We start from the raw sequence: 21,904 nt of genomic DNA, 5'->3' as shown, positions 1-21,904 counted from the left end.
CAAGTGGCTGTTCTGCTCCAGTAAAGGTGAAATGCCCGGGGTTACTGCAGTTGTCTGCGCAGCTTACTGTTTTTAATTCCATAGCCGAAGTAGATAATGAAACCCAGCACCAGCCAGACAATAAGGCGGATCCAGGTATCCAGCGGCAGGGAAACCATCATGAGCAGGCAGGTAAGTATGCCCAGTATGGGTACTACCGGTACAAAAGGCGTTCTGAATGCCCTGGGCAGGTCCGGCTGTTTATAACGGAGTATCAATACTCCCAGGCAGACCATTACAAAGGCCAGCAGGGTGCCAATGCTGGTCATCTCTCCTACTACCTTTAAGGGTACAAGGCCGGCAAAAAGGCTGATAAAAATGCACAGCACTATATTGGACTTGTAAGGAGTGGCAAAACGGGGATGCAGCTGGGAGAAGATCTGCGGCAGCAGACCATCCTTACTCATAGAGTAAAATACCCTGGATTGTCCCAGCAAGTCTACCAGGATCACAGAAGTATAGCCTATCAGTATAGCAGCAATAACGGCTATGAAGAGCCATTCGTAGGGAGTATTCTTTATAGCCACCGCCACAGGTGCGGCGCTGCCTTTAAAGGCCGTATAGTGGGCCAGACCGGTCATCACATAACCGAAAAGTACAAACAGTATAGTACATATGATCAGGGACCCGAGGATGCCTATAGGCATATTCCGTTTGGGATTCCTCGTTTCCTGGGCCATAGTGGCTACAATGTCAAAGCCTATGAAGACAAAGAACACTACTCCTGCCCCACGCAGGATGCCGCTCCATCCGAAGCTGCCAAATTCTCCCGTGTTCCTTGGAATGAATGGCTTGTAATTTTCCGGGTTGATATAATGCCAGCCCAGGGCTATGAATACCAGTACCACGCCTACCTTTAATGCCACCACAATGGCATTGAAGAAAGCAGAGCCTTTGGTACCGAAAATGATAATGGAAGTAATGAATACTATAATGAGTACTGCCGGCAGGTTAATATACCCGTGTATCCGGGTGCCGTCAGCCAGCGTGATCAGCTCAAAAGGAGAAGCTACCAGCTGGGCAGGCAGGTGTATATTAAATTTATCGAGGAAAGAGACCAGGTACTGAGACCAGCTGATGCCTACCGTGGCAGCGCCTACGGAGTATTCCAGCACCAGGTCCCATCCTATTATCCAGGCAAAAAGTTCTCCGAGAGTAGCATAGGCGTAGGTATAGGCGCTTCCTGCCACTGGCACCATACTGGCCATTTCTGCGTAACAGAGGGCGCTGAAGGCACAACCTACCGCCGCCAGTACGAAAGATAATATAACGGCCGGACCTGCGTTATTGGCGGCTGCAAGGCCTGTCAGTGAAAACAACCCTGCCCCGATGATCACACCTATCCCTATGGCTATCAGGTTAATGCCTCCAAGGCTACGTCTTAATGTATTGCTGCCGCTCTGCGCCGCTTCCAGCTGCAGGCTCTCGATTGACTTTTTTATCACAGGTAAAGTTTGCCGGCAAAGGTAAGGCGTTGTAGTTACTCTACAAAATCAATAGACTTTTATAAAACTGACAGACTTTTTTAATTCTGTTAACATCCCATTAACTAATAAGAGAAACCCGATTTGTATTTTCGGGGCCAATATTTCATAGGTATAGGGATATCAGACAGCTGCTCTTTTAAGGGCGGCTTTTCTTTTTTAAACGACAAAGGTTACCGTTGTTCAGAAGCGGTAACCTTTGCTGTTAATCATTGCCCGGCAAGATTAACCACAATTTTCAAGGCCTGAGTTGCGCTGCAGCCAGGATGTCTTTACTCTTTATTCTTCCCAGGAAATACCTGATCAACTTTTTATCCTTATCATAAATAGCTGTATAAGGAGCTCCGGGCGCTTTGAAATACCTCGCTATAACGTCGGCAGTATCTCTCCCTACCTTTACATTCCCATATTTCTCCAATTCATATTTCTTCATGAACCGCTGAATTTCCGGCATGGGAAAACCTGACACCATGTAAAACTGCAAATGCTGCAGACTATCCATATCTCCCAGCATTTCTTCCAGCTGTGCGCGGCAATGGGGGCAGAACGGAGTGAATCCAAAAATTACAGTTTCCTTTCCACCGGGAATATTCCCGGTGTTCAGATAAGTAACGCTGTCAATAAGTAAGAGATTGAAAGTTGGCATAGATTTACCTTCCAGCCCGGTGCTTGCAGGCTTCCGGCCAAAGCAGGCTGTCAGGCAGAATATTATAACAAACAAGGTAACGCGAAGCATATGGAGTAGTATAAGAATTACAGGCGCTGACTAAAGGTAAAAGCAATACTGTGAAAATAATTTAGAGGCCCCGTAAAAACATAGGAGATGCCGTTTATTTCTGTTATAAAAAGGAACGCCACACAGTAAGACCATGTGGCGTTTTTTTCTATGTGGCAAAACAAACGGATCAGAAAATATAACGTGCACCAAACTGGATCTGCCATCTTGAAGGCAGGTCAGGGCTGGCAATGAATGTACTTTTCTGTGAAGGATCAAACTGGTAAATGGCTTTTCCCTGTCCATCCACACCGGTATATGTCAACGGCTGATAATAACCGGAAGCACTGGCATATTTACGTACGCCCCATTTACTGTTGATCAGGTTGCCCAGGTTCACAACATCCATGCTGATCTGAATGGTGCTGACACGCTCTTTGGAATGGAAGTTGAAATCCTGCAGGATACGCATGTCCAGCTGACTGAACCAGGGTGTTGCACCTGCATATTTACCCGTATACTGACCACGGTGGGAACGCAGGTATTTGTCCTGTTGTATGAATGCTTCCAGTGCAGCTCCCTGCGCGGCAGCATTCTGTTGATTACCTTCTGCGTCTGTCAGTGTTGCAAAGTTCATTTTGGAGATCTCCGACTGTGTAGGTACATACAGCAGGTCATTCGCAAATGAGCCATCATTATTCACATCGCCTCCGTATACATAGGAGAAGCGGTTGCCGCTTGTCCAGCTGCTGAAGAATGAAACGGTAGTAGCATACTTACCTTTACCGTATTCAAATTTCTTTATACCAGCCAGGGTAAAGCGGTGTGTATTGCCGTACAGCGAAGTGGACTCTATGGCTTTATTGGCGTTGCCCAATACAGGGTTACGGTCAAAAGCGTCTCCGGATATCTCAGCAGAGATAGAGCTGGCATCTTTAGCAATAAGATAGTTGTAACCCAACATCAGGAAATATCCTTTTTTGAAAGTTTGCTGGGCCTGGAAGGAAGTATTGAACGAATAACCCACTTTGGCGTTGGTAAACACATAAGTACCGGTATTGCCTTTGTTGGCGGCAGTATAAACACTACGGGTATCGGCAGTGCCTGAGTTCAGGACGCCTGTAGGTATACCCAGCCCATAGTCACGCACCATCATGGCGTTCACGTCTTTAGAGTAAGCCACATCGCCTGTAAGGATAGTACCTGTGGGCAGTCTATAATCCAGTCCTATATTGGAACGCCAGATCTGCGGCCATTTGAAGTTGCGGGCCGTTACGTTGTAATAACCGGTGAAGGGGTTACCAATGGCGTTACCCAGCCATACAAAGGGGAAACGGCCGGTAAACAGGCCGGTACCACCACGCAACTGTACTGTCTTATCTCCTTTAATATCCCAGTTAAAGCCCAGGCGGGGAGATACCAGTATTTTGCCGGTAGGCATACGAGTGTTATCTATCTCCTGGCCGGCGCCATTGCTTACGGGGTTACCGTTAGGATCGTACAATGTGAGGTTGTCCCTGTTAGGAACAGTTGGGGAACCGGTGGTATTGGTACCTGCATAAGTACCGTCAGCATTGACATTAGGACTGTTATAGCTGGCTTTGGACGGGAAATACAGCGCTTTATCAAAGCGTACCCCATAGGTTACTTTAAAGTTGGGTGCTGCATGCCATTCATCCTGCAGATAGGCAGAAAGCTGTCCTACTGTAAGGTAGTACCAGGTCCATTTGTCGGCCGCAGCACGGTTCCTTGCATAGGTCACATTATTATCATACGCGCCTGCTGCAGCTGTGGTCAGGAAAGTATTGATATCCACACCTGAGAATACAGTGAAGCCAAAGCCGGTCAGGTTGAAGGAGTTACCAAACTTGAACTGTTCATAGGAGGCTCCTATGGTCAGTGTATGTTTGGGCAGGATAATATTGAAATTGTCCGTCAGCTGAAGGGCGTCCTGGTTCAGGCGGTTGTTGATAGAAAAAGGTTCATACCCGGCAACAATATAAGGTACATTATATTTGGTGATATTGAGCACAGGGAAGGGCGCTGAGAAAGGGTCCCGCTTATCCCTGAAGGTCGTAAATACAGCACGAAACTTGTTCGCATATGTATCATTGAAATCCGATTTAAGCTCCAGGCCGAAGGAGTGCAGTTTATTGATCATCTTATAACCTGAATTACGGAATTGCAGGGTGATGGCATCTGGTCCGCGGCGATTGATAGCATTGGGATGCGCCGGTTTTTCCTGGGAGGCATTCAGCCCGTTATAGGTGAATGAAAGGGTATGTTTACTGTTGATCACCCAGTCCAGTTTTGCCAGCCACTTATAATTGCTGCGGGAAAGGTCGTAATGCTGGTAAGGACCGGTAATATAACCGTACCGCTGGTTCAGCAGGTTGCTTACTGCTACGAGGTCTGATTCCAGCACGCGGGAAGTGGTAATACCACCGGCATTGTCGTTGTTCCGGGCTACATAAGCGCTGACTTCATCTTTACGCTGTTCTGATTCGAAGTTGATGAAGTAATACAGCTTGTTCTTTTTAATGGCGCCGCCCAGCGAGAAGCCTGCCTGGAACTGGTTCAGTGTAGGTACGGTCAGCTTCTGTCCGTCTACCTTACTGCCGGTAAGGGCATCATTACGGAAAAAGGCGTATACCGTACCGGCAAATTTGTTACTCCCGCTTTTGGTAACGGTATTTACACCCGCGCCGGTAAAACCGGACTGCGTAACATCGTAAGGAGCAATATTGATCTGTATCTGATCAATAGCGTCCAGAGAGATAGGCTGTGCGTTTGTTTGTCCGCCGGGAGTAGGTGCGTCCAGTCCAAACGGGTTATTGAACACCGCCCCGTCCAGTGAGAAGTTATTATATTGCCCGTTCCTGCCGGCAAAGGATATCCCGTTGTACGTAGGTGAGGCTGAAGGTGTTAGCCGCAGGTAATCATCTGCCGACCGGGAAATGGTAGGTAGTTGCCTGATCTGCGTGGCGCCGATATTGGTGGAGGCGCCGGTACGCTGATCATTAAAAATAGTAGAACGGCCGCTGATAACCACCTCGTTCAGTTTGCCGGCCGCTTCTGATAATCTTAGGTCCAGTGCAGTATTCTGCCCCAGGTTGAGGAAAACGTCTGTAGCTGTTTTTGTGGCATAGCCGGTGTAGGTGACTGTAACGGTATACGGGCCACCCACACGGAGGTTGGGTACAAGGAAGCTGCCATCTGATTTGGCTACAAGCCCCTTGTTGATCCCGGCATCCTCATAGGTTACTTTAATAGTAGCACCCGGAAGCGGCTGCCCGGCTTCGGTTTTAACTACCCCGCTAAGGGTTGCTGTAGTAACCTGTGCCCGGGCATTTGTTAAAGAGAAAAGCGTGATGGATAAGCATAATAAAGCCCTGGTTAGATTTAGACTTGGTTGATGCATCTTTATGATATTGGGTGAGTGAATAGCTACCTCGAGTACTTAATAAATATAAAAAAAATTGGCCGTTTTTCGGCCAATCCGGGTAAATTCTGTTTTCCGACATGATAAGAAACAAACAAATTCCTGCCGGTCAAACCTCTTTTGTTAGTAGTGCACCAGTTTGAATTTCTTTTCGATGTACAGCGAGAAAAACTGCTCAAAAAAAAGGGTTTCGGCAAAACCCTTTTTTTGAGAGGGGACTTTTTTGCGCTGCGCGCTGCTGATTTCTTTTAATGATGGAAATTTGGAAGGCGATCTGATCCTGTTATTACCAATTATTGCACTTTCACAGTACAGGACGCATCCTGTAAACCACCTGATTGCGCAACAGCTTTAATACTTCCCTTCTTCTCCCCTGCCCGTACAATGAACACCAGCTTACCGCTAAACACCTTCATCTGCGGCAACTGAAAAGATTCCAGGCTGGTAGCGTCACCATTAGCCACCGCTTTAAAACTTCCAGCGCCCGTTACATTAAAACGAAGCAGATTATCGGCAGACGGACAAAGATTACCGTCTTTATCTACTACACTGGCAGTAATATATACCAGGTCCTTACCATCGGCAGTCAATTGTTTACGATCTGCTTCCAGCACAATATGGTGAGGCTTCCCGGCAGTTTTCACACTATCCAACCCTACTGCCTTCCCATTCACATCATAAGCCACTACTTTAATAACACCGGGCTGATACACCACATCTTTCCACATCAGCCTGTAACGGCTCTGGCGACTTGAACTATCTTTAGATATCCTTCCCATGCTCTTCCCATTAACAAAAAGCTCCGCCGATGGATAGTTGGTGTAGCAAAACACCGGTGTTACCTCGCCTTCGCGGCCAGGCCATGTCCAGTGAGGAAGTATATGCATAGTAGGCTGACCAGGGTTCCATTTGCTCCTGTAGAGATAGAACCGGTCTTTCGGTAATCCCGCCAGATCAAAAATACCAAAGTAAGAACTGTGTGAAGGCCACTTCGCATCATAAGGCGTAGGCTCTCCCAGGTAATCAAACCCCGTCCATACAAATTCTCCTATCACATAATCAAGATCATCCTGCTGCACAAATTCATCGTCAGGCACCTGCGACCATGAACAGGCTTCAAAATCATAGGAAGAACACTGGTTATCATCATATGCCTTGTTCTTATAAAAAGCCAGCGGGAATTTATATACCCCTCTCGAACTTACCGTAGAAGCAGTTTCAGTACCCATCAGGAAACCCTGTGGTAACTTACTGTGTGCCTCCGGATAACGGTGAGGCTTATAGTTAAACCCGGGAATATCAAGTACAGCTGCAAAACCCATTTTAATAGCATCATCGATACGGTCCATACCAACTGTTACAGGACGGGTCGGATCTTCCCGGTGACAAATATCCTGCAGCCTTCTGGCAATATCCTTACCATCCTTTGTACTCTGATCAGGCACCTCGTTCCCTATGCTCCACATTATATTGGAAGGATTATTACGGTAATGATGCACCATATTCACCAGGTCTTTCTCTACCCACTCATCAAAATACCGGCTATACCCGTTCTTCACTTTCGGCGCCTTCCACTCATCAAAAGACTCCACCATCAATAGTATTCCCATTTCATCACATAGCTTTACCAGTTCAGGTGCAGGCATGTTGTGCGATGTGCGGATAGCATCACAACCCATATCTTTCAGCAGCCGGATCTGCCTGCGCAATGCTGCAGTGTTGATTGCAGCCCCCAGCGGACCAAGATCATGATGGTTACAGACACCTTTGAATTTCCGCGCCTGTCCGTTCAGCAGGAAACCTTTGCCGGCTTTATATTCAATAGTACGGATGCCAAAAGGCGTTTCATACTCGTCCTTCAGCTGCTTACCCTCATACAGCTGCGTTACAGCTTTATATAATACCGGTGTTTCCGGACTCCAGAGAACAGGATGTTCTATAGTGAACCGTTGTGTTATAGCTGTACTATCCGGCGATACCTGGTCTACAACAGTAGCTATGACCTTACCTGCGGCATTCAACAATCTTGTCCTTATCTCCACCAACTGTTTTGTACCCTTCCTGTTAACAGCAGTGCGCAGCTGAACAGCAGCTTTATCAGCACTGACAACAGGTGTGGTAATATAAGTGCCCCATACGGGAACATAAGTATCGTTAGTAACTATCAGATGTACATTCCGGTATAAACCTGCACCGGGATACCAGCGGGAGGATTGTGCAAAGTTTTCCAGTCTTACGGCCAGTGTATTCTTTCCTTCTGCATGAATATAGTCTGTAATATCAAAAGAGAAAGAGTTATAACCATAAGGCCAGTTACCTGCTTTCTTACCATTTACATAAACAACGGCATTGCTCATTGCTCCGTCAAACAACAGCACTACCCTTTTACCCGGGCGGAAGCCCGGAACACCGAAAGATAAACGGTACCAGCCGGCGCCAATGAAAGGCAGTCCGCCTGTACGACCGGCTTTCATACCGGCTTCTGTTTCCCCATTCTGTACAATAGCCACTTTCTGGAGGTCATTATTGCCATCAAACGGACCGGTAATAGCCCAGTCATGCGGCACTGTAACTGTTTGCCATTGCGCATCATCAAATACGGTTTGTTCTGCCTGCGGGTGGTCTCCTTTAGCAAATTTCCAGTCCTTTTCCAGCAGGTATTCCTGCCGCACCTGGGCCATGCCCTGTACGCTCACTATCATCATTGCCAGCAGCAATGACCATTTATTTTTTTTCATAAGCTTATTTAACTTTTAACCAGACGGATGCTATTTCAATCGCATATGGTACGCTAACACCAACGCCGGTTATATTGGTTATTTCAATTTTATCGAGCAACTTCAGGTTGAACGGAGCATTGCTGCTCTCCTTCAGCCAGAGCGGCATAAAGCCCGGATATGGTCTCGGCAGCAACAATGCCTGGTCCGGCTGCAGGCTGCCTACAGGTATTTCAATTTCCCTGAATTCTCCTGTAAGAGGGAATTGTGTGGCAAAAGCAACAGCGCCGGTTGTGATCAATGCTATCCTTGCATTGGCATTGGCCACGCCTGTCACCCTGGCACGGATAACTATTGTATTAAAGGCAGGCAATTCTTCTCTCCGTCCCTTCAGCTGCGTACCTACAGCCCTGCTTACGCCGGTAACAGGATCGGATCCAGTTCCATTCCCGCTAATGCGTATAGCCAGCTGACCAGACCTGTCTGCCGCCGTATAGGCATCTGCAGTATAAGCAGGCAACATGATCAGGTCATTATTTGTTGCTACATCCAGCAATGATAACATGCTGTTTGGCACTGCAACGAAAGACTTCCAGGTATCCTTATGATAGTAATCCCAGGCATAAGGAATTCCCTTCCGGCCTCCGGGGAAAGCTGTAAATTCTCTGCCCTGCTGTACAATCAACCGGTACTGTAGCTCCCCGGGCTGCAGAAGGTTTGCCGGTAATTCTGTTATATAGCGGGATGGGGCAACCGGGTGCATGTCAGCCCTGAACCACTTTCCACCACGCATATTCCCTTCCAGCCATACGCGTGCAGAAGTATCCACTCCGCCAACTATTGCCTCTGCTGTAACAGGTACGCCAGCTGTCAGCTCAGTAAAAGGAGTATGACTTACCGTAAGCGCAGTGCTGACAGGTTGTGGCGCCACAAATTCAGCGATGCCAGCCCGGCTCTTTACAGCATCAGCCTGTTTCCCTTTACGTACCAGCAGGTAAGCTCCCGGCCATATTGTGCATGTATGTCCGGATACTGCCGGAATAGTATTGTTGTCTTTATTTACCGCTATTACTGTGAAATCCTCTCCGAGATCAGGCAGCTGAATAGCCATCGGTTGGTTATTCCACTGTACACGCCTTACTTCTTTTGAAAGAAAGGCTCTATCAAACGGGTCCATCAACGACAGTACGTCTGGCATCAGTTCCAGTCTCCACACCCCATCTTCTATCCTGTCAAGAAAATAAGCGCCTGTTCCCTGGTACTGCACTACGGGAGAAGCGCCGGTGCCTGCCAGGTGCTTCAGCTGTTGCAGATCAACTGGCTTTGTGGTTGTATTGCCGGTATAATAAAATTCAGCCGGTGTATTCCACTCGCTCAGCTGTTGTTCATAACTTACCCTGGCTGCACCAAACAGGGTGTCAGCAGGATAAATGCCGTAACTTTTATTCCGTGGCAGCTGATGAAATACCTTACCGGCAATAAGCAGGCTGAGAGCCTTCTCCGGTGTATATGCCAGGTTCAGGTAATGTGTCTGGTACTCTGTATTGGCATAGGCAGTATGCATAGGGTCGTATGCAAACTGTGTTGCCCACTGGAAGCCGGCGGTGCGAAAACTGCGGGCCATAGCAGGATACATGACAGGCTGCAATACATCTCCTGCATCAAATTCATACACCATGCGGGCCTTGTTCCTGAAAGCCGGGATAGTATCGAAAGGAATGGCATAACGGTCTACATTAGGCAGTAAATTACCCTGTAAGGTACGGTTGGCAACAAGCCCTGTAGGATACCATTGAAAGCTGACACCGTCAATCCGCGCGCCTGCAATAGCACTGGCAAATGAAGGTGATTCACTGATATTGTAGAAAACAGGTTTATTCCATCCTGTACTACGTATAGCTGCCGCCATCCTGTTCACATAACTGGCAGCCCCTGCCAGCGTACCGGAATGATGAGGTTCATTATTGATCTCTGTGGCAATGATATCCGGATCATTCTTATAACTAAGACCGGTGTATGGGTTCACATGCACATAGAATTGTTTCAGATAGTTCTCCTGTGCACGGATAGCGGTATCGTTCACCAATGCTTTTTCCTTTCCATAGATAAAGGAAAAGCTGCCTGTGTTCTCATCCTTTTCAGGATAACCATTTCCCCAGAAAGCAATGGGAGTGATCAGTATCCTGATCTTTCTCTCCTTCAGTTTGCTCAGCAGGTAATCAAAAAGATCAAGGTGTTCATTTACCAGCAGGTTGCCTGCCGCATCACTGATCTCTGTATCCCATACGTGCACACGGAAAGCATCTATGCCCAGCCTTGACAGGTGATATACGTCGCTGTCAATAGCCTTTTTCAGATCTGCGCCAAGCGTCTTGTGAGAGCGGTAACCATATGCAAACGGAATGGTGTAGTTGACACCAAAGAAAGTAGCTTCTTCCTTATTGGCGGTGTACCGGAGCACACCTGCCTTGTCAACATATACAGGCCGCTGGGCAAAGCTGCATTTAGCGGCCAGGAGGATAATTAAAAATAAAGCTGTTCTTCTCATTACAATACCAGTGATCTTTTACCTGAAAGCATCCATTGCGAAAGTAGGTTTGCCGGAAGCATCAAATGCGCCCAGAGGATAATTCTGCCATCTGTTATATGCCTGCGGTTCCCAGTAGAACAGGCCAAGGCCTTTTCCTCCGGGCAAGTTATTGATTCTTGTGTAAAGGTCCCTGATAAAGTAATTGGTTGCTACAGGCGCCGTAGCCGGCATACCTACCTCACAGATCATAATCTCTTTGTTATAACGGGAAATCATATCTTTCATATTCGCTTCACATTGCTGGTTAGGTGTTTGCCACTCACTCGTAGCCGGGTATAATGACATACCTATTACATCAAAGCTGGCTTTGTTTGCTGTAAGACCATCAAACATCCACCTGTACAATTCATTATTGAACCCGTTGGAAAGATGTACTATCACCTTAATGTTGCTGTCTATCTCTTTCACCGCCTTATAACCTGCATTAATGAGCAAAGCAAAATTGTCCATATGATCAGATGCCTTACCCAATGGCCATAACATGCCATTGTTGGTCTCATTGCCCACCTGCACCCAGGCAGGTATAATACCTTTAGCTTTCAGCGCTGCCAGTACTTCATGCGTATGATTATAGACAGATGTTTGCAGGGCTGTTATATCCAGCCCGCTCCATGCTGCTGGTACGGTCTGCTGACCGGGGTCTGCCCAGGAATCGCTGTAATGAAAGTCTATCAGCAACTTCAGACCCACGTTATTAGCACGTACGGCCTTGGCAGTTACATCTGCCAGGTTATTGTACCCGTTTGCCGGGTTTACCCATACACGCAGACGGATGGCATTCATGTTCAGGTCTTTCATCAGCTGTATACCATCTGTCTGTTTGCCGGTGGTATCGTAGAATTTAAGACCGTCATCCTCCATCTCTGTGATCCAGCTTACATCAGCGCCACGCACCATATTAGCCAGGATGGGGTTTGTAGCCGGTGTGTTACCAGGCATATCATATTTTTTGCAGCTGGTCATTGCGAGGAACAATATACCTGTTGCTATAAAGAGTTTCTTCATTGTGTTCTCATTCTTTGTTTGCATAATGGTGTACCCTGTCAGAGTTTGGTGAGCGTATAAGTATAATTGCCCGCATCGCTCAGGTTGAGTACAACTTTATAGTTGCCGGCCACTCCGCCGGGAGCGAAGATATTACCGCCATCCTGTACCAGTTTGCCATCGGCAGGACCATAGTTGATTGTCCAGGCGCTATTGGCCCTGAATTTGAAACCGCCGCTGGCTTTGATGTTGACAGAACTGATCACCCATGTACCGGATTCAGTATCGTAGGTCATCGGTACATCTGTATCCCAGTCAGTCACCGCATCGCCCACTATGGACCAGGTGGTGGGCGTTGTGCTCCAGTCGCGCGATGTAGTATTAGCCCTCACCAGGAAGTACCCTTCTCCTGGTGTATAAAGATTTCCTCCGCCTTTCACCATTTTGGTAGCGCTTTCATATCCCCATGAAGGATCATTCCAGTTAGGCGCGGTGGTGATCTTGAAAGTATAGTTGCCGCTGGCATTATTGGGAAAATAGATATATCCTTCATAAGCGCCTTTGCCTGCTACGTCAGCCAGTGTAGGCGCTGTAGCTGCATTCCAGCCCTGGTATTCACCTGGCACCCATAAACGGGAAACAGTGGCAGGAGCATAAGCTGTGATGGTGACAGGAAGCACTGCTGAATAGGTAGCAGGAATAGTGGATGGATTGGTAGAAGTGCCATTCATGCGGACTTCTGCTTTCATACGTACATTCAGCTTACCAGCCTTAGCCCCTTCAAGGCCTGCCTGTAAAGCAATAGCATTCAGCTGTGCCACAGTATATGACTTAGTGGTATCTGCATTCATGATGAAGGCTACTGGATTTGACATGGCATTGGCTGTGTCAAACTCGAGCGAGTAGGTCACCGCAGCATTGATACTGTAGCTCAGGGAAGACCAGGCAAATGACACAGCCACATCTTCTTTATGCGTACTATCCAGTACAATTGAGCTAATGCTGCTGCTGAAAGAAGGTGTGCCTGCAGGCAGGCTGTATACCACTCTTGTCTCATCCTTTTTACAGGAAGCAAATAACAGTATGAACAGAAAATAATTTATGATGCGTTTCATATGATCTTTTTTAATAGCCATCGTTTTGAACAAGGTTAGGATTGGCAATCCTGTCTGTGTTAGGTATCGGGAATACATTATACTTCTCCTGTACAGCAGTACCTGCCGCAACACCACCCTTGAAAGGCCACAGGTAACTACCGCTGGTCAGCTTACCGAAACGTACCAGGTCTGTTCTCCTGGTGGCTTCCCAGTATAATTCCCTTCCTCTCTCATCCAGTAAGAAATCCAGCGTCAGCTGACCGGCACTGATATCTCCGCTGTTATTACCATATGCACGACGGCGTAACAGGTTCACATAATTCACCGCTTCTGCAACAGAGCCGCCTGCTCCTCCCCTCACTACTGCCTCTGCATACATCAGGTAAACATCTGCAAAGCGGAACATAGGAAAGTCAGTATCGGTGAACCTTTTGGTAGGATCAGATCCGGGCTGGCCGGTAGAGCTGATATTCTTAAATTTAGGCACCGCATAACCATCATTAAAGCTGGACAGATCGCTGATATCCAGGTTCTGACCGCTGGTATAGAATATAGCGCGCTTGTCTGCAGTACCAAAGGGATCCGGGAACCTGTTCACCACATTTCTGGTAGTTCTCATACCGCCCCAGGTGGTGGAAACACCGTAATCTGCCGGGTTCATGGTCCCTCCTAAAGAGCCCAGCAGGATGTAGGTAGTATTACCATAAGACTGGGACGTTACACCATCTGCCATAATAGGGAAGATGATCTCTGTAGTGAGGTTGTTATCTGTTTTAAACAAACGGGAATAGTCTGCCTCCAGTGTATAAGCAGCAGAGCTGATCAGCTTATTGCAGTAAGTAATGGTCTCTGTATTCTTATCTGTACCGGTATATATCTTAGCGTTAAGATACAGTTTAGCCAGTAGTATCCATGCCGCCCCTCTGTCTGCCCTGCCATACTCGCCTGTACGTGGTTCAGGCAACAGGGTTTCCAGCTCTTTCAGCTCTGTTTCAAGGTAAGTGAACAGGTCTGCACGGGATATCTGCTCAGGCTGAAAAGCACCAACAGGATCTTTCTCCGTTACAAAAGGCACTTTACCATACATATCTATAGCTATCCAGTAATAGAATGCACGCAGGAAGCGGGCCTCATAGCGGTATTCCTGTATGCTGGCCTGTATATCAGCAGAAAAACCGCTCATTTTATTGTCCGTGGTCTGACGCAGAAATTCATTACAGGCAGCCACACCAAAGAAGATACGATCATACATCACCTTTACATATTTGCCATCCGGCGTAAAGTTCAGGTTATGGAAACTGAGCAGGTCACCATCGTTCCAGCCAATCACAGCTTCATCAGTAGTAAGCTCCTGCAAAGCCCAGTAGTTACGCAGAAATACGTTAGTGCCTGTATTATCTGTTATTATATCTGACAGGCTGTTATCTTCATAATGCTGTCCGCTGAGGCAAAGGCTTCCGTACAACTTGGCAAGCACGCCTTTTATCTTCACCGGATCTTTATACACGGTCTCAGAGGTTTCCTGCACATAAGGCAGACGGTTCAGGTCTTTGGTGCAGGAGCCGGTTGCCATAGCAAGGGCAACACAGGCAGATATTATAGATAGAGATTTAATTGTCATGGTCCTTCTTTTTGATCAGTTAGTAAGCAAGGTTGATACCCAGGGAATAGATACGTGGTTTGGGATATGGATTGTTATCAATACCACTGAAGATCTCCGGGTCGAGACCACTGTATTTGGTGATCACGAAAACATTCTGCACAATGGCATTCAAACGTAGCGTAGCAGAATTGCGAAGTATCTTACCAAAGTTATATCCCAGTGAAAGGTTGTCCATCCGAAGGAAAGAAGCGTTCTCCACATAGTAATCAGAAGAATACTGGCTGTTGCTGAACCCTGTATTCAGGTAATCAGCATTTACATTTCCTATATATCCCATTGATGTCCTGATGCTGTTATAAGCGCCTCCGGCTGACCTGATATTATTATATACATAGTTGCCTATATTACTGCGCAGCACAAAAGAAAGGTCCCAGTTACGGTAGTTCATCTGTGAAGTGAAACCCATTGTCAGCTTTGGATTGGGAGATTTGTACCTGTAGAACATATTGCTACCGCTCACAGGTTTCTCATATACTCCTTCAACGGGCCTGCCATCAGGACCATATACCTGCCTGTATACATAAAATGTCTGGGGCGCATATCCAACGGTATTGATCTGGATAGTATTGCCAGTACCGCCTGCAATAGCGCCGGTCAGTATACCTTCAGAGCTTGAATCAGATACATTGGACAGCTTCAGGATCTTGTTCTGGTTATAGCTGATATTGAACCCTGTCTTCCAGTTAAAATCTTTCTTCTCAATGATCACAGCGTTAATGGCCAGTTCCCCCCCTTTGCTTTCTATATTGCCTACATTGGTCAGCACATGGTTGCTTAAGTTAGCGCCGGCGGCAGTAGGAATATCTGCCAGGAGGTCTTTGGTTTTCTTATAATAGAAATCCAGTGTACCGCTGATCCTGTTGTTCACAAAACCATAATCAAGACCGGCATTCCAGGCTGCCGTCTGTTCCCACTTGATATTGGGATCATATGCCTCTGCACGGTAAGTCAGATAAGAGCCGTTGGCAAACGGGTATTGTACGTTGCTGGCCCCCTGTGTATAAATGGGCAGGAAGGGATAGGCAAGACCTATATCCTGGTTACCTGTTACGCCATACCCTACACGCAGTTTAAGATCGGAAAGTACATTGACATCTTTGAGGAAACCTTCTTCCTTTATTCTCCAGGCCAATGCCAGGGAGGAGAAATTACCCCAGTGGTTGCTGGCGGCAAAACGGGAAGAACCGTCACGTCGGAAGGAAGCTGTCAGCAGGTACCTGTCCATCAACGTATAGTTAGCGCGGGCAAAGAAAGAGATCAGTGTATTGCGGCTGGAATCGGCTACCGGGGTATTGATGATATCCCCATTCGCATTCCTTACCGGGTAGGCAGGGCTGCCTCTGAAGAAATCCTGGTAGGAATAACCGGCAGTTACATCCAGCTTACTCCTGATAGCGTCCAAGTTCTTTGCATAGGTCAGGTAAAGGTCCAGCAACTTATCCTTTCTTCTCTGGGAATATTGCGTCCTGGAACCGCCTCTCTGATAAGAAAGCGCAGCGTAGGCAGGTACAAAGCCATTACCTTCCGTTTTGGAGATATCATAACCGGCATTAGCGGTAGCGGTCAGCGCAGGGAAGAACGGCAGTTTATAATCTACCTTGATGCTGCCTATGCTCCTGTACACATCACTGAGACTGGAATTAAGCATCAGCTGTCCAAGAGGGTTCTTGGTGGCCAGCTCAATAGGAATACCTGTGGCCGGGTTCAGCCATTCAAAGAAGTTGCCATACTTATTGCTGGAATAAACCGGCTGGGTAGGATCAAACCCGATAGCAGCGCCGATGGCCCCTTCATTGGCAAACCTTGTTTTCTGGTACACTCCCTTCAGGTTGATGTTCACCTTCAAGGTATTATTAAAGAAGGCCGGCGTCAGATTCAGTGCCCCGGAAGTCCTTTTTATATTACTGGTTTTCAGGATACCGTCCTGGTAGGTATAACCCATTGAGAGACGGTAAGGCAGTTTCTTTATACCTCCGGAAAGCCCAAGGTTATAGTCTCCCCCAAAAGCTTTCTGGAAGATCTGGTCCTGCCAGTCTGTATTTGCGGTACCTACCAGTGACTTTTCCTCGTCATTCCCTTTTTCAGCGATCAAACGGCGATACTGCACCCCATCCAGGACATCTATTTCATTTCTCCTGACAGATTGGGAAAGCACTGAGTTGAAGGTGACCTTCAGTTTACCTGCGGAACCGCTCTTTGTGGTAATGATGATCACCCCGTTGGAGGCACGGTTACCATAGATAGCGGTAGCAGAAGCATCCTTGAGGATGTTGAAAGACTCAATATCGCTCGGGTTCACCAGGCTGAGAGGGTTGGACACACCGGAAACACCTTCACTGGTAAGCGGCACCCCATCCACCACTATCAGCGGATTATTACTGGCATTCAGGGAGGTACCTCCCCTGATCCTGATGGTGCCACCGGCCCCGGGAGCGCCCCCGTTGGAGGTAATGACCACCCCGGCCACTTTACCGGTCACCAGCTGATCGGGCGTAGTAACCGCCCCCTGCTGGAAATCTTTGGCGGTCACCGTAGCTACCGACCCTGTCAGGTCTTTCTGGGCACGGGTACCGTAACCGATCACCACCACATCATTCAGGGTGGAGACGGTCTCCTTTAATATTATATTAACGAACTGTGAGGCAGGGACCCGGATCTGCTGCCTTTCAAAACCAATAAAGGAAACAACCAGGGTATCCCCTGCCTGCGCCTTGATCGTAAAGTTACCTGCTGTATCAGCAATAGCTACATTACCTGCCCGTTTCACTGTTATGGTGGCGCCGGGAACCGGCTCGCCGGAGGAAGACTTCAGTGTTCCCTTTACCTGCTGCTGGGCAAACGCAGATAACCCAGCGAACATTGTAAGGATAAAACACAGTACAACGTGGAGCAACCGTTTTCTAATTTTCATCGTGGCATATTTTGTTTTAGGTCGTATTTTAGGCCCGCAATGTAAAATAGCCTGGCTTCAGGTTGTTATCCGATTGTTCATTTTTTTTGTTCTATTGATCTAATTTTGCCACAGTGCTTGTATTCCACGCCTTGTCCCGGGCCTTTTTACGCTTTTACGAACAATGTGATGTCATGTTAAAATGGTATTTCCTTTTATCTCTGCAATTCCTTTTCAGCGCACGCCTTTTTTCCCAGGCGCCGGTATTACACTTCAGGCATCTGACCAATGAACAGGGATTGTCTAACAGTACAGTGGAAACTATCTTCCAGGACAGCAGGGGTTTCATGTGGTTTGGCACCCGGGACGGACTGAATAAATACGACGGCTACCAGATGGTTGTTTACCGTTACAACGCAGCAGACAGTAACAGCATCAGCGACAACTATATTAAATATGTCTATGAAGACAGGCAACATACCCTGTGGATAGGTACCCAAAACGGATTGAACCGGTTCAACGCCGGCAAAAACAACTTTACCCGCTTTCCCCATCAGCCATCCAGCAGCACAAGCCTGAGCCATAACCAGGTGACCTGCATCTATGAAGACCGGCAGGGACGATGCTGGGTCAGCACTTATGGAGGCGGATTAAACCTCTTTGACCGGGCAACCGGCACATTTACCCGTTTCAATAACCGGCAGGGCCTTCCCGACAACCGGGTGAACTACCTCCATGAGGATATCAAGGGCCGCTTCTGGGTAGCTACTGAAAACGGACTGGCCCTGTTTGACAGAGATAATAAGAACTTTCGCACCATTGCCCCAGCTCCAGGCGAAAGTCAGCAGGAAATCAGGACCATTAAAGATGATGGTCATGGAAATCTCTGGCTGGGAACCGAGGACAGGGGACTATTCCTGTTCGACCCGGCAAACAACAGCTATATCAGGTATGAGCACCAGGAAAAAGAACCCTCCAGCCTTTCCACTAACCAGGTCAGGGCCGTCCTGCCGGATAGCAGGGGTAACCTGTGGACCGGCGGCGTGAACGGGGGACTGGACCTCTTCAACCCTGAAAAGGGAACCTTCTTCCATTATCAGAATGAACCGGAGAACCAAAGAAGCCTGTCCCAAAGAACTGTTTCCGCCCTTTTTGAAGATAAACAGGGTATTTTATGGATAGGCACCCACCGTGGTGGTATTAATATATATGTACCCGGAGCTGAAAAATTCTGGCTGTACCAACAGCAGTTAAAACAGAACAGCCTGAGTTACAATGATGTGAAAGCTTTTTGTGAAGATCGTCATGGGGGGATATGGATAGGAACAGATGGTGGGGGACTAAACCTATTCGACCCTGCCAGGCAAAGTTTCCGTCATTACCAGTACAATCCCTTCAATAAAAGAACGCTGGGCTCCAACGAGGTGCTCTGTATTACGGAAGACCGGCAGGGCAACATCTGGGTAGGCACCTGGGGCGGGGGATTAAATCTCTATAACCCGGCAGATGAAGGCTTCACCCGCTTTCTGAACAATCCTGCCGATCCGCACAGCATCAGTTCCAACTATGTGCAGAAAGTAATGGAAGACAGCCGGGGCAATCTCTGGATAGCCACTTATTACGGAGGCGTCAACATTTACGACCGCACTACCAGGCAATTCAGGCGTTTCCCCAGCAACCTCTCCGGGAAGAACGCCATTTCTATGACAGAAGACAGTAAAGGACGAATCTGGATAGGAACGGATGATGGTGGCCTGAACTGCTATGACCCTTATTCTGAACAGATCACTCACTTCTTTACCGGGGGCGAGAAAAAGCCCGACCTCCGTATACTGTTTACTGACAGCAAAGGACGTTTGTGGGTGGGACAATCAGGACTTTACCTCTTCAATGAGACCAGTAAAAGCTTTTCCCTTTACACCTCAGAAGCCGGCCTGGCATCCGCTTTCATTAAAGGGATAACGGAAGATACCGCTGGCAATTTCTGGATATCTACAGCCAATGGCATTGTACGCTTTCACCCGGACACTCATCAATATAAGACCTATAATACAGGCGATGGATTACAGGGACTTGAATTTGAGGCCAACGCATATATAAAAACCCGCAACGGCCAGATGTACTTCGGGGGCGTTAATGGTTTCAATGCCTTCTATCCCGGGGAAATAAAGACCAATTCATTCCTGCCCCCGGTTTATGTCACCGACCTCCAGGTATCAAACCAGCGCATGCTGCCCGGTGTGAAAGGCTCACCGTTACAACAGGAGATCAGCCTGACAGATAAAATAGCATTTAACTACAAACAGTCCTCTTTCTCTTTCAGCTTCGCTGCACTGGATTATACCGCTCCTGAAAATAACCAGTATGCCTATAAACTGGAAGGATGGGATAAAGACTGGAACTATGTAGGTAATGAACGGAAAGCGGCTTATACCAACCTGAACCCCGGCACCTATGTATTCAGGGTAAAAGCCTCAAACAGTGATGGTGTATGGAATGAGAAAGGAACAGCTATCACAGTTGTTATATATCCTCCTTTCTGGAGAAGCTGGTGGTTCCTGTTACTACTATCAGCAGCTATCATATTTGCAGTATACCGCATACTGGCATTCAGAAGGGCAGCTGAGCTGAAAAAGATCAGTGAAAAGAAACGGGAAGAAGTGCACCAGCTGAAACTGCAGTTCTTCACTAATATCTCACATGAATTCCGCACCCCGCTTACTTTAATACTGGGTCCGCTGGAAAAGATGATCAAAGAAGTAAAAGACAGTGCGCAACTGCACTACTACAGACTGATGCAGAAAAATGCCTACAGGCTGCTGGACCTGGTGAATGAAGTAATGGATTTCAGGAAAGCAGAATCCGGCGTATTGCAGTTGAAAGTAATGCCGGCCAATCCTTCGCTGTTCCTGGAAGAAATATCAGAAGAGTTCCGTGAATGGGCGGCAGAAAAGCAGATAAGGTTCACGGTAAATACGGTCGATCCGCCGGCAGAGGCCTGGTTTGATAACCAGGTACTGGAGAAGATCATTTATAACCTGTTGAGCAATGCGTTTAAATACACTCCCTCCGGAGGACAGATAACCCTGGAGATGCGCAGTTCTATCCAGGACGTTAAACCTTCCTATCCGCATGAACTGGTTTTACAAAACGACTATAAAACAAATGAATACCTCCATATCAGGGTCACAGATAATGGTATAGGCATTTCAAAAGAATCTATAGAACACCTATTTGAGCGCTATTTCAGGGTGAATGAGAACCACCTTGGCTCAGGTATAGGACTGGCCTTTGTGAAAAGCCTCACATTTCTGCATAAAGGCAGTATCCGCGTATACAGTGAACGTAACAAAGGCACAGAGATCATTATCTCCCTGCCCTTTCAAAAGTCAGACTACACGGAGCAGGAAAGATGGATGGGCGATCCTTCAAAGACAGTGAAACAACTGGAAAGCCTAGTATCCAATCAGCGTTATACATTAACAACACCCGCTACCGCACCGGAAAAAGAAGCATCTGCAGAAGCAGCTACCATCCTGGTGGTAGACGATAACAGTGAACTGAGGGAGTTCCTGAAAGGAGCCCTGTTACCGGAATACCGCATCATTGAAGCCTCTGACGGACAAATGGGATTCGAGAAAGCAAAAGCTGAAATGCCGGATATCATTATCAGTGACGTGATGATGCCTGTAATGGATGGCATTGCCTTCTGCAAGCTGGCAAAAGAGAACCTGGAAACCAGCCATATTCCCTTCATGATGCTCACCGCAAAAACAGCATTATCTTCCAACATAGAAGGCGCCGCATCAGGTGCAGATTTTTACTTCGGTAAACCGCTGAGCATAGAGTTGCTTCTTATCACTATAAAGAATACACTGGAACAACGAAGAAAATCAAGGGAGCGGTTTTTAAAAGATTATTACTACGAAGCAAAAGAACTGGTTAACTCCACGAAGGATAAAGAGTTTATGGATAACCTGCTTAACCGGATAGAGGAAAATCTGATGGACCCTGATTTTGATATCAGCGTATTGTGCAGTGAAATGGGGATGAGTAAAACAAACCTGTACCAGAAAATCAAACAGCTGACAGGACAGTCAACGGGCGATTTTGTACGCACCATCCGGCTGAAGAAGGCCGCTCATATTATGTCACATGAAGACGTACCATTGTCTGAAGTGATACTGCGGATAGGCATACAAACGCAATCCTATTTTACCAAAGCATTTAAAAAGGAATTCGGGAAAACGCCTACGCAGTTCCTGCAGGAGCTAAAGCAATAA

The 21,904-nt window shown here is 47.4% G+C and carries 10 protein-coding genes; 1 reads left to right on the top strand and 9 read right to left on the bottom strand.

From position 1 onward, the window contains the following. Positions 1 to 41: 41 nt before the first annotated feature. The 9 genes from GO493_RS24520 to GO493_RS24480 all read right to left on the bottom strand — a co-directional run bounded on the left by GO493_RS24520 (position 42) and on the right by GO493_RS24480 (position 17,642). Positions 42 to 1,484, bottom strand: coding sequence for an amino acid permease (locus GO493_RS24520; protein ID WP_317165465.1), 1,443 nt, complete (start codon positions 1,482 to 1,484; stop codon positions 42 to 44). A gap of 277 nt (positions 1,485 to 1,761) precedes the next feature. Next, positions 1,762 to 2,259, bottom strand: coding sequence for a TlpA family protein disulfide reductase (locus GO493_RS24515; RefSeq protein WP_157308877.1), 498 nt, complete (start codon positions 2,257 to 2,259; stop codon positions 1,762 to 1,764). A 169-nt stretch (positions 2,260 to 2,428) separates the two neighbouring features. Beyond that, complete coding sequence (locus GO493_RS24510) at positions 2,429 to 5,659, bottom strand: TonB-dependent receptor (protein ID WP_157308876.1); 3,231 nt, start codon at positions 5,657 to 5,659, stop codon at positions 2,429 to 2,431. Positions 5,660 to 5,973: 314 nt separating this feature from the next. Next, positions 5,974 to 8,418 (bottom strand): beta-galactosidase GalB, encoded by a 2,445-nt coding sequence (gene galB, locus GO493_RS24505; protein WP_157308875.1) that lies wholly within the window; start codon positions 8,416 to 8,418, stop codon positions 5,974 to 5,976. A 4-nt stretch (positions 8,419 to 8,422) separates the two neighbouring features. After that, complete coding sequence (locus tag GO493_RS24500) at positions 8,423 to 10,945, bottom strand: membrane or secreted protein (RefSeq protein WP_157308874.1); 2,523 nt, start codon at positions 10,943 to 10,945, stop codon at positions 8,423 to 8,425. A gap of 18 nt (positions 10,946 to 10,963) precedes the next feature. Further along, positions 10,964 to 11,992, bottom strand: coding sequence for a glycoside hydrolase family 53 protein (locus tag GO493_RS24495; RefSeq protein WP_157308873.1), 1,029 nt, complete (start codon positions 11,990 to 11,992; stop codon positions 10,964 to 10,966). 38 nt (positions 11,993 to 12,030) lie between these two features. Then, positions 12,031 to 13,086: a SusE domain-containing protein gene (locus GO493_RS24490; protein WP_157308872.1), complete on the bottom strand. Its 1,056-nt coding sequence runs from the start codon at positions 13,084 to 13,086 to the stop codon at positions 12,031 to 12,033. A 10-nt stretch (positions 13,087 to 13,096) separates the two neighbouring features. After that, the gene (locus tag GO493_RS24485; RefSeq protein WP_157308871.1) at positions 13,097 to 14,689 is read right to left on the bottom strand and encodes a RagB/SusD family nutrient uptake outer membrane protein; all 1,593 of its coding nucleotides are present in this window, start codon (positions 14,687 to 14,689) and stop codon (positions 13,097 to 13,099) included. A gap of 19 nt (positions 14,690 to 14,708) precedes the next feature. Beyond that, positions 14,709 to 17,642 (bottom strand): SusC/RagA family TonB-linked outer membrane protein, encoded by a 2,934-nt coding sequence (locus GO493_RS24480; RefSeq protein ID WP_157308870.1) that lies wholly within the window; start codon positions 17,640 to 17,642, stop codon positions 14,709 to 14,711. Between the two features lie 173 nt (positions 17,643 to 17,815). Between GO493_RS24480 and GO493_RS24475 the strand changes: the two genes are divergently transcribed. Further along, entirely contained in the window at positions 17,816 to 21,904 is a 4,089-nt protein-coding gene (locus GO493_RS24475) for a two-component regulator propeller domain-containing protein (protein ID WP_157308869.1), read from the top strand.

It is taken from the genome of Chitinophaga tropicalis, from assembly GCF_009758205.1.
GTDB lineage: Bacteria > Bacteroidota > Bacteroidia > Chitinophagales > Chitinophagaceae > Chitinophaga > Chitinophaga tropicalis.
This window is presented reverse-complemented; position numbering and strand designations above follow the sequence as displayed.

What these genes read in the sequence shown, in the direction of transcription:
- GO493_RS24500 (WP_157308874.1), bottom strand. Translation starts at nt 10,945, where the DNA reads ATGAGAAGAACAGCTTTATTTTTAATTATCCTCCTGGCCGCTAAATGC.
- GO493_RS24495 (WP_157308873.1), bottom strand. Translation starts at nt 11,992, where the DNA reads ATGAAGAAACTCTTTATAGCAACAGGTATATTGTTCCTCGCAATGACC.
- galB (WP_157308875.1), bottom strand. Translation starts at nt 8,418, where the DNA reads ATGAAAAAAAATAAATGGTCATTGCTGCTGGCAATGATGATAGTGAGC.
- GO493_RS24485 (WP_157308871.1), bottom strand. Translation starts at nt 14,689, where the DNA reads ATGACAATTAAATCTCTATCTATAATATCTGCCTGTGTTGCCCTTGCT.
- GO493_RS24480 (WP_157308870.1), bottom strand. Translation starts at nt 17,642, where the DNA reads ATGAAAATTAGAAAACGGTTGCTCCACGTTGTACTGTGTTTTATCCTT.
- GO493_RS24490 (WP_157308872.1), bottom strand. Translation starts at nt 13,086, where the DNA reads ATGAAACGCATCATAAATTATTTTCTGTTCATACTGTTATTTGCTTCC.
- GO493_RS24510 (WP_157308876.1), bottom strand. Translation starts at nt 5,659, where the DNA reads ATGCATCAACCAAGTCTAAATCTAACCAGGGCTTTATTATGCTTATCC.
- GO493_RS24515 (WP_157308877.1), bottom strand. Translation starts at nt 2,259, where the DNA reads ATGCTTCGCGTTACCTTGTTTGTTATAATATTCTGCCTGACAGCCTGC.
- GO493_RS24475 (WP_157308869.1), top strand. Translation starts at nt 17,816, where the DNA reads ATGTTAAAATGGTATTTCCTTTTATCTCTGCAATTCCTTTTCAGCGCA.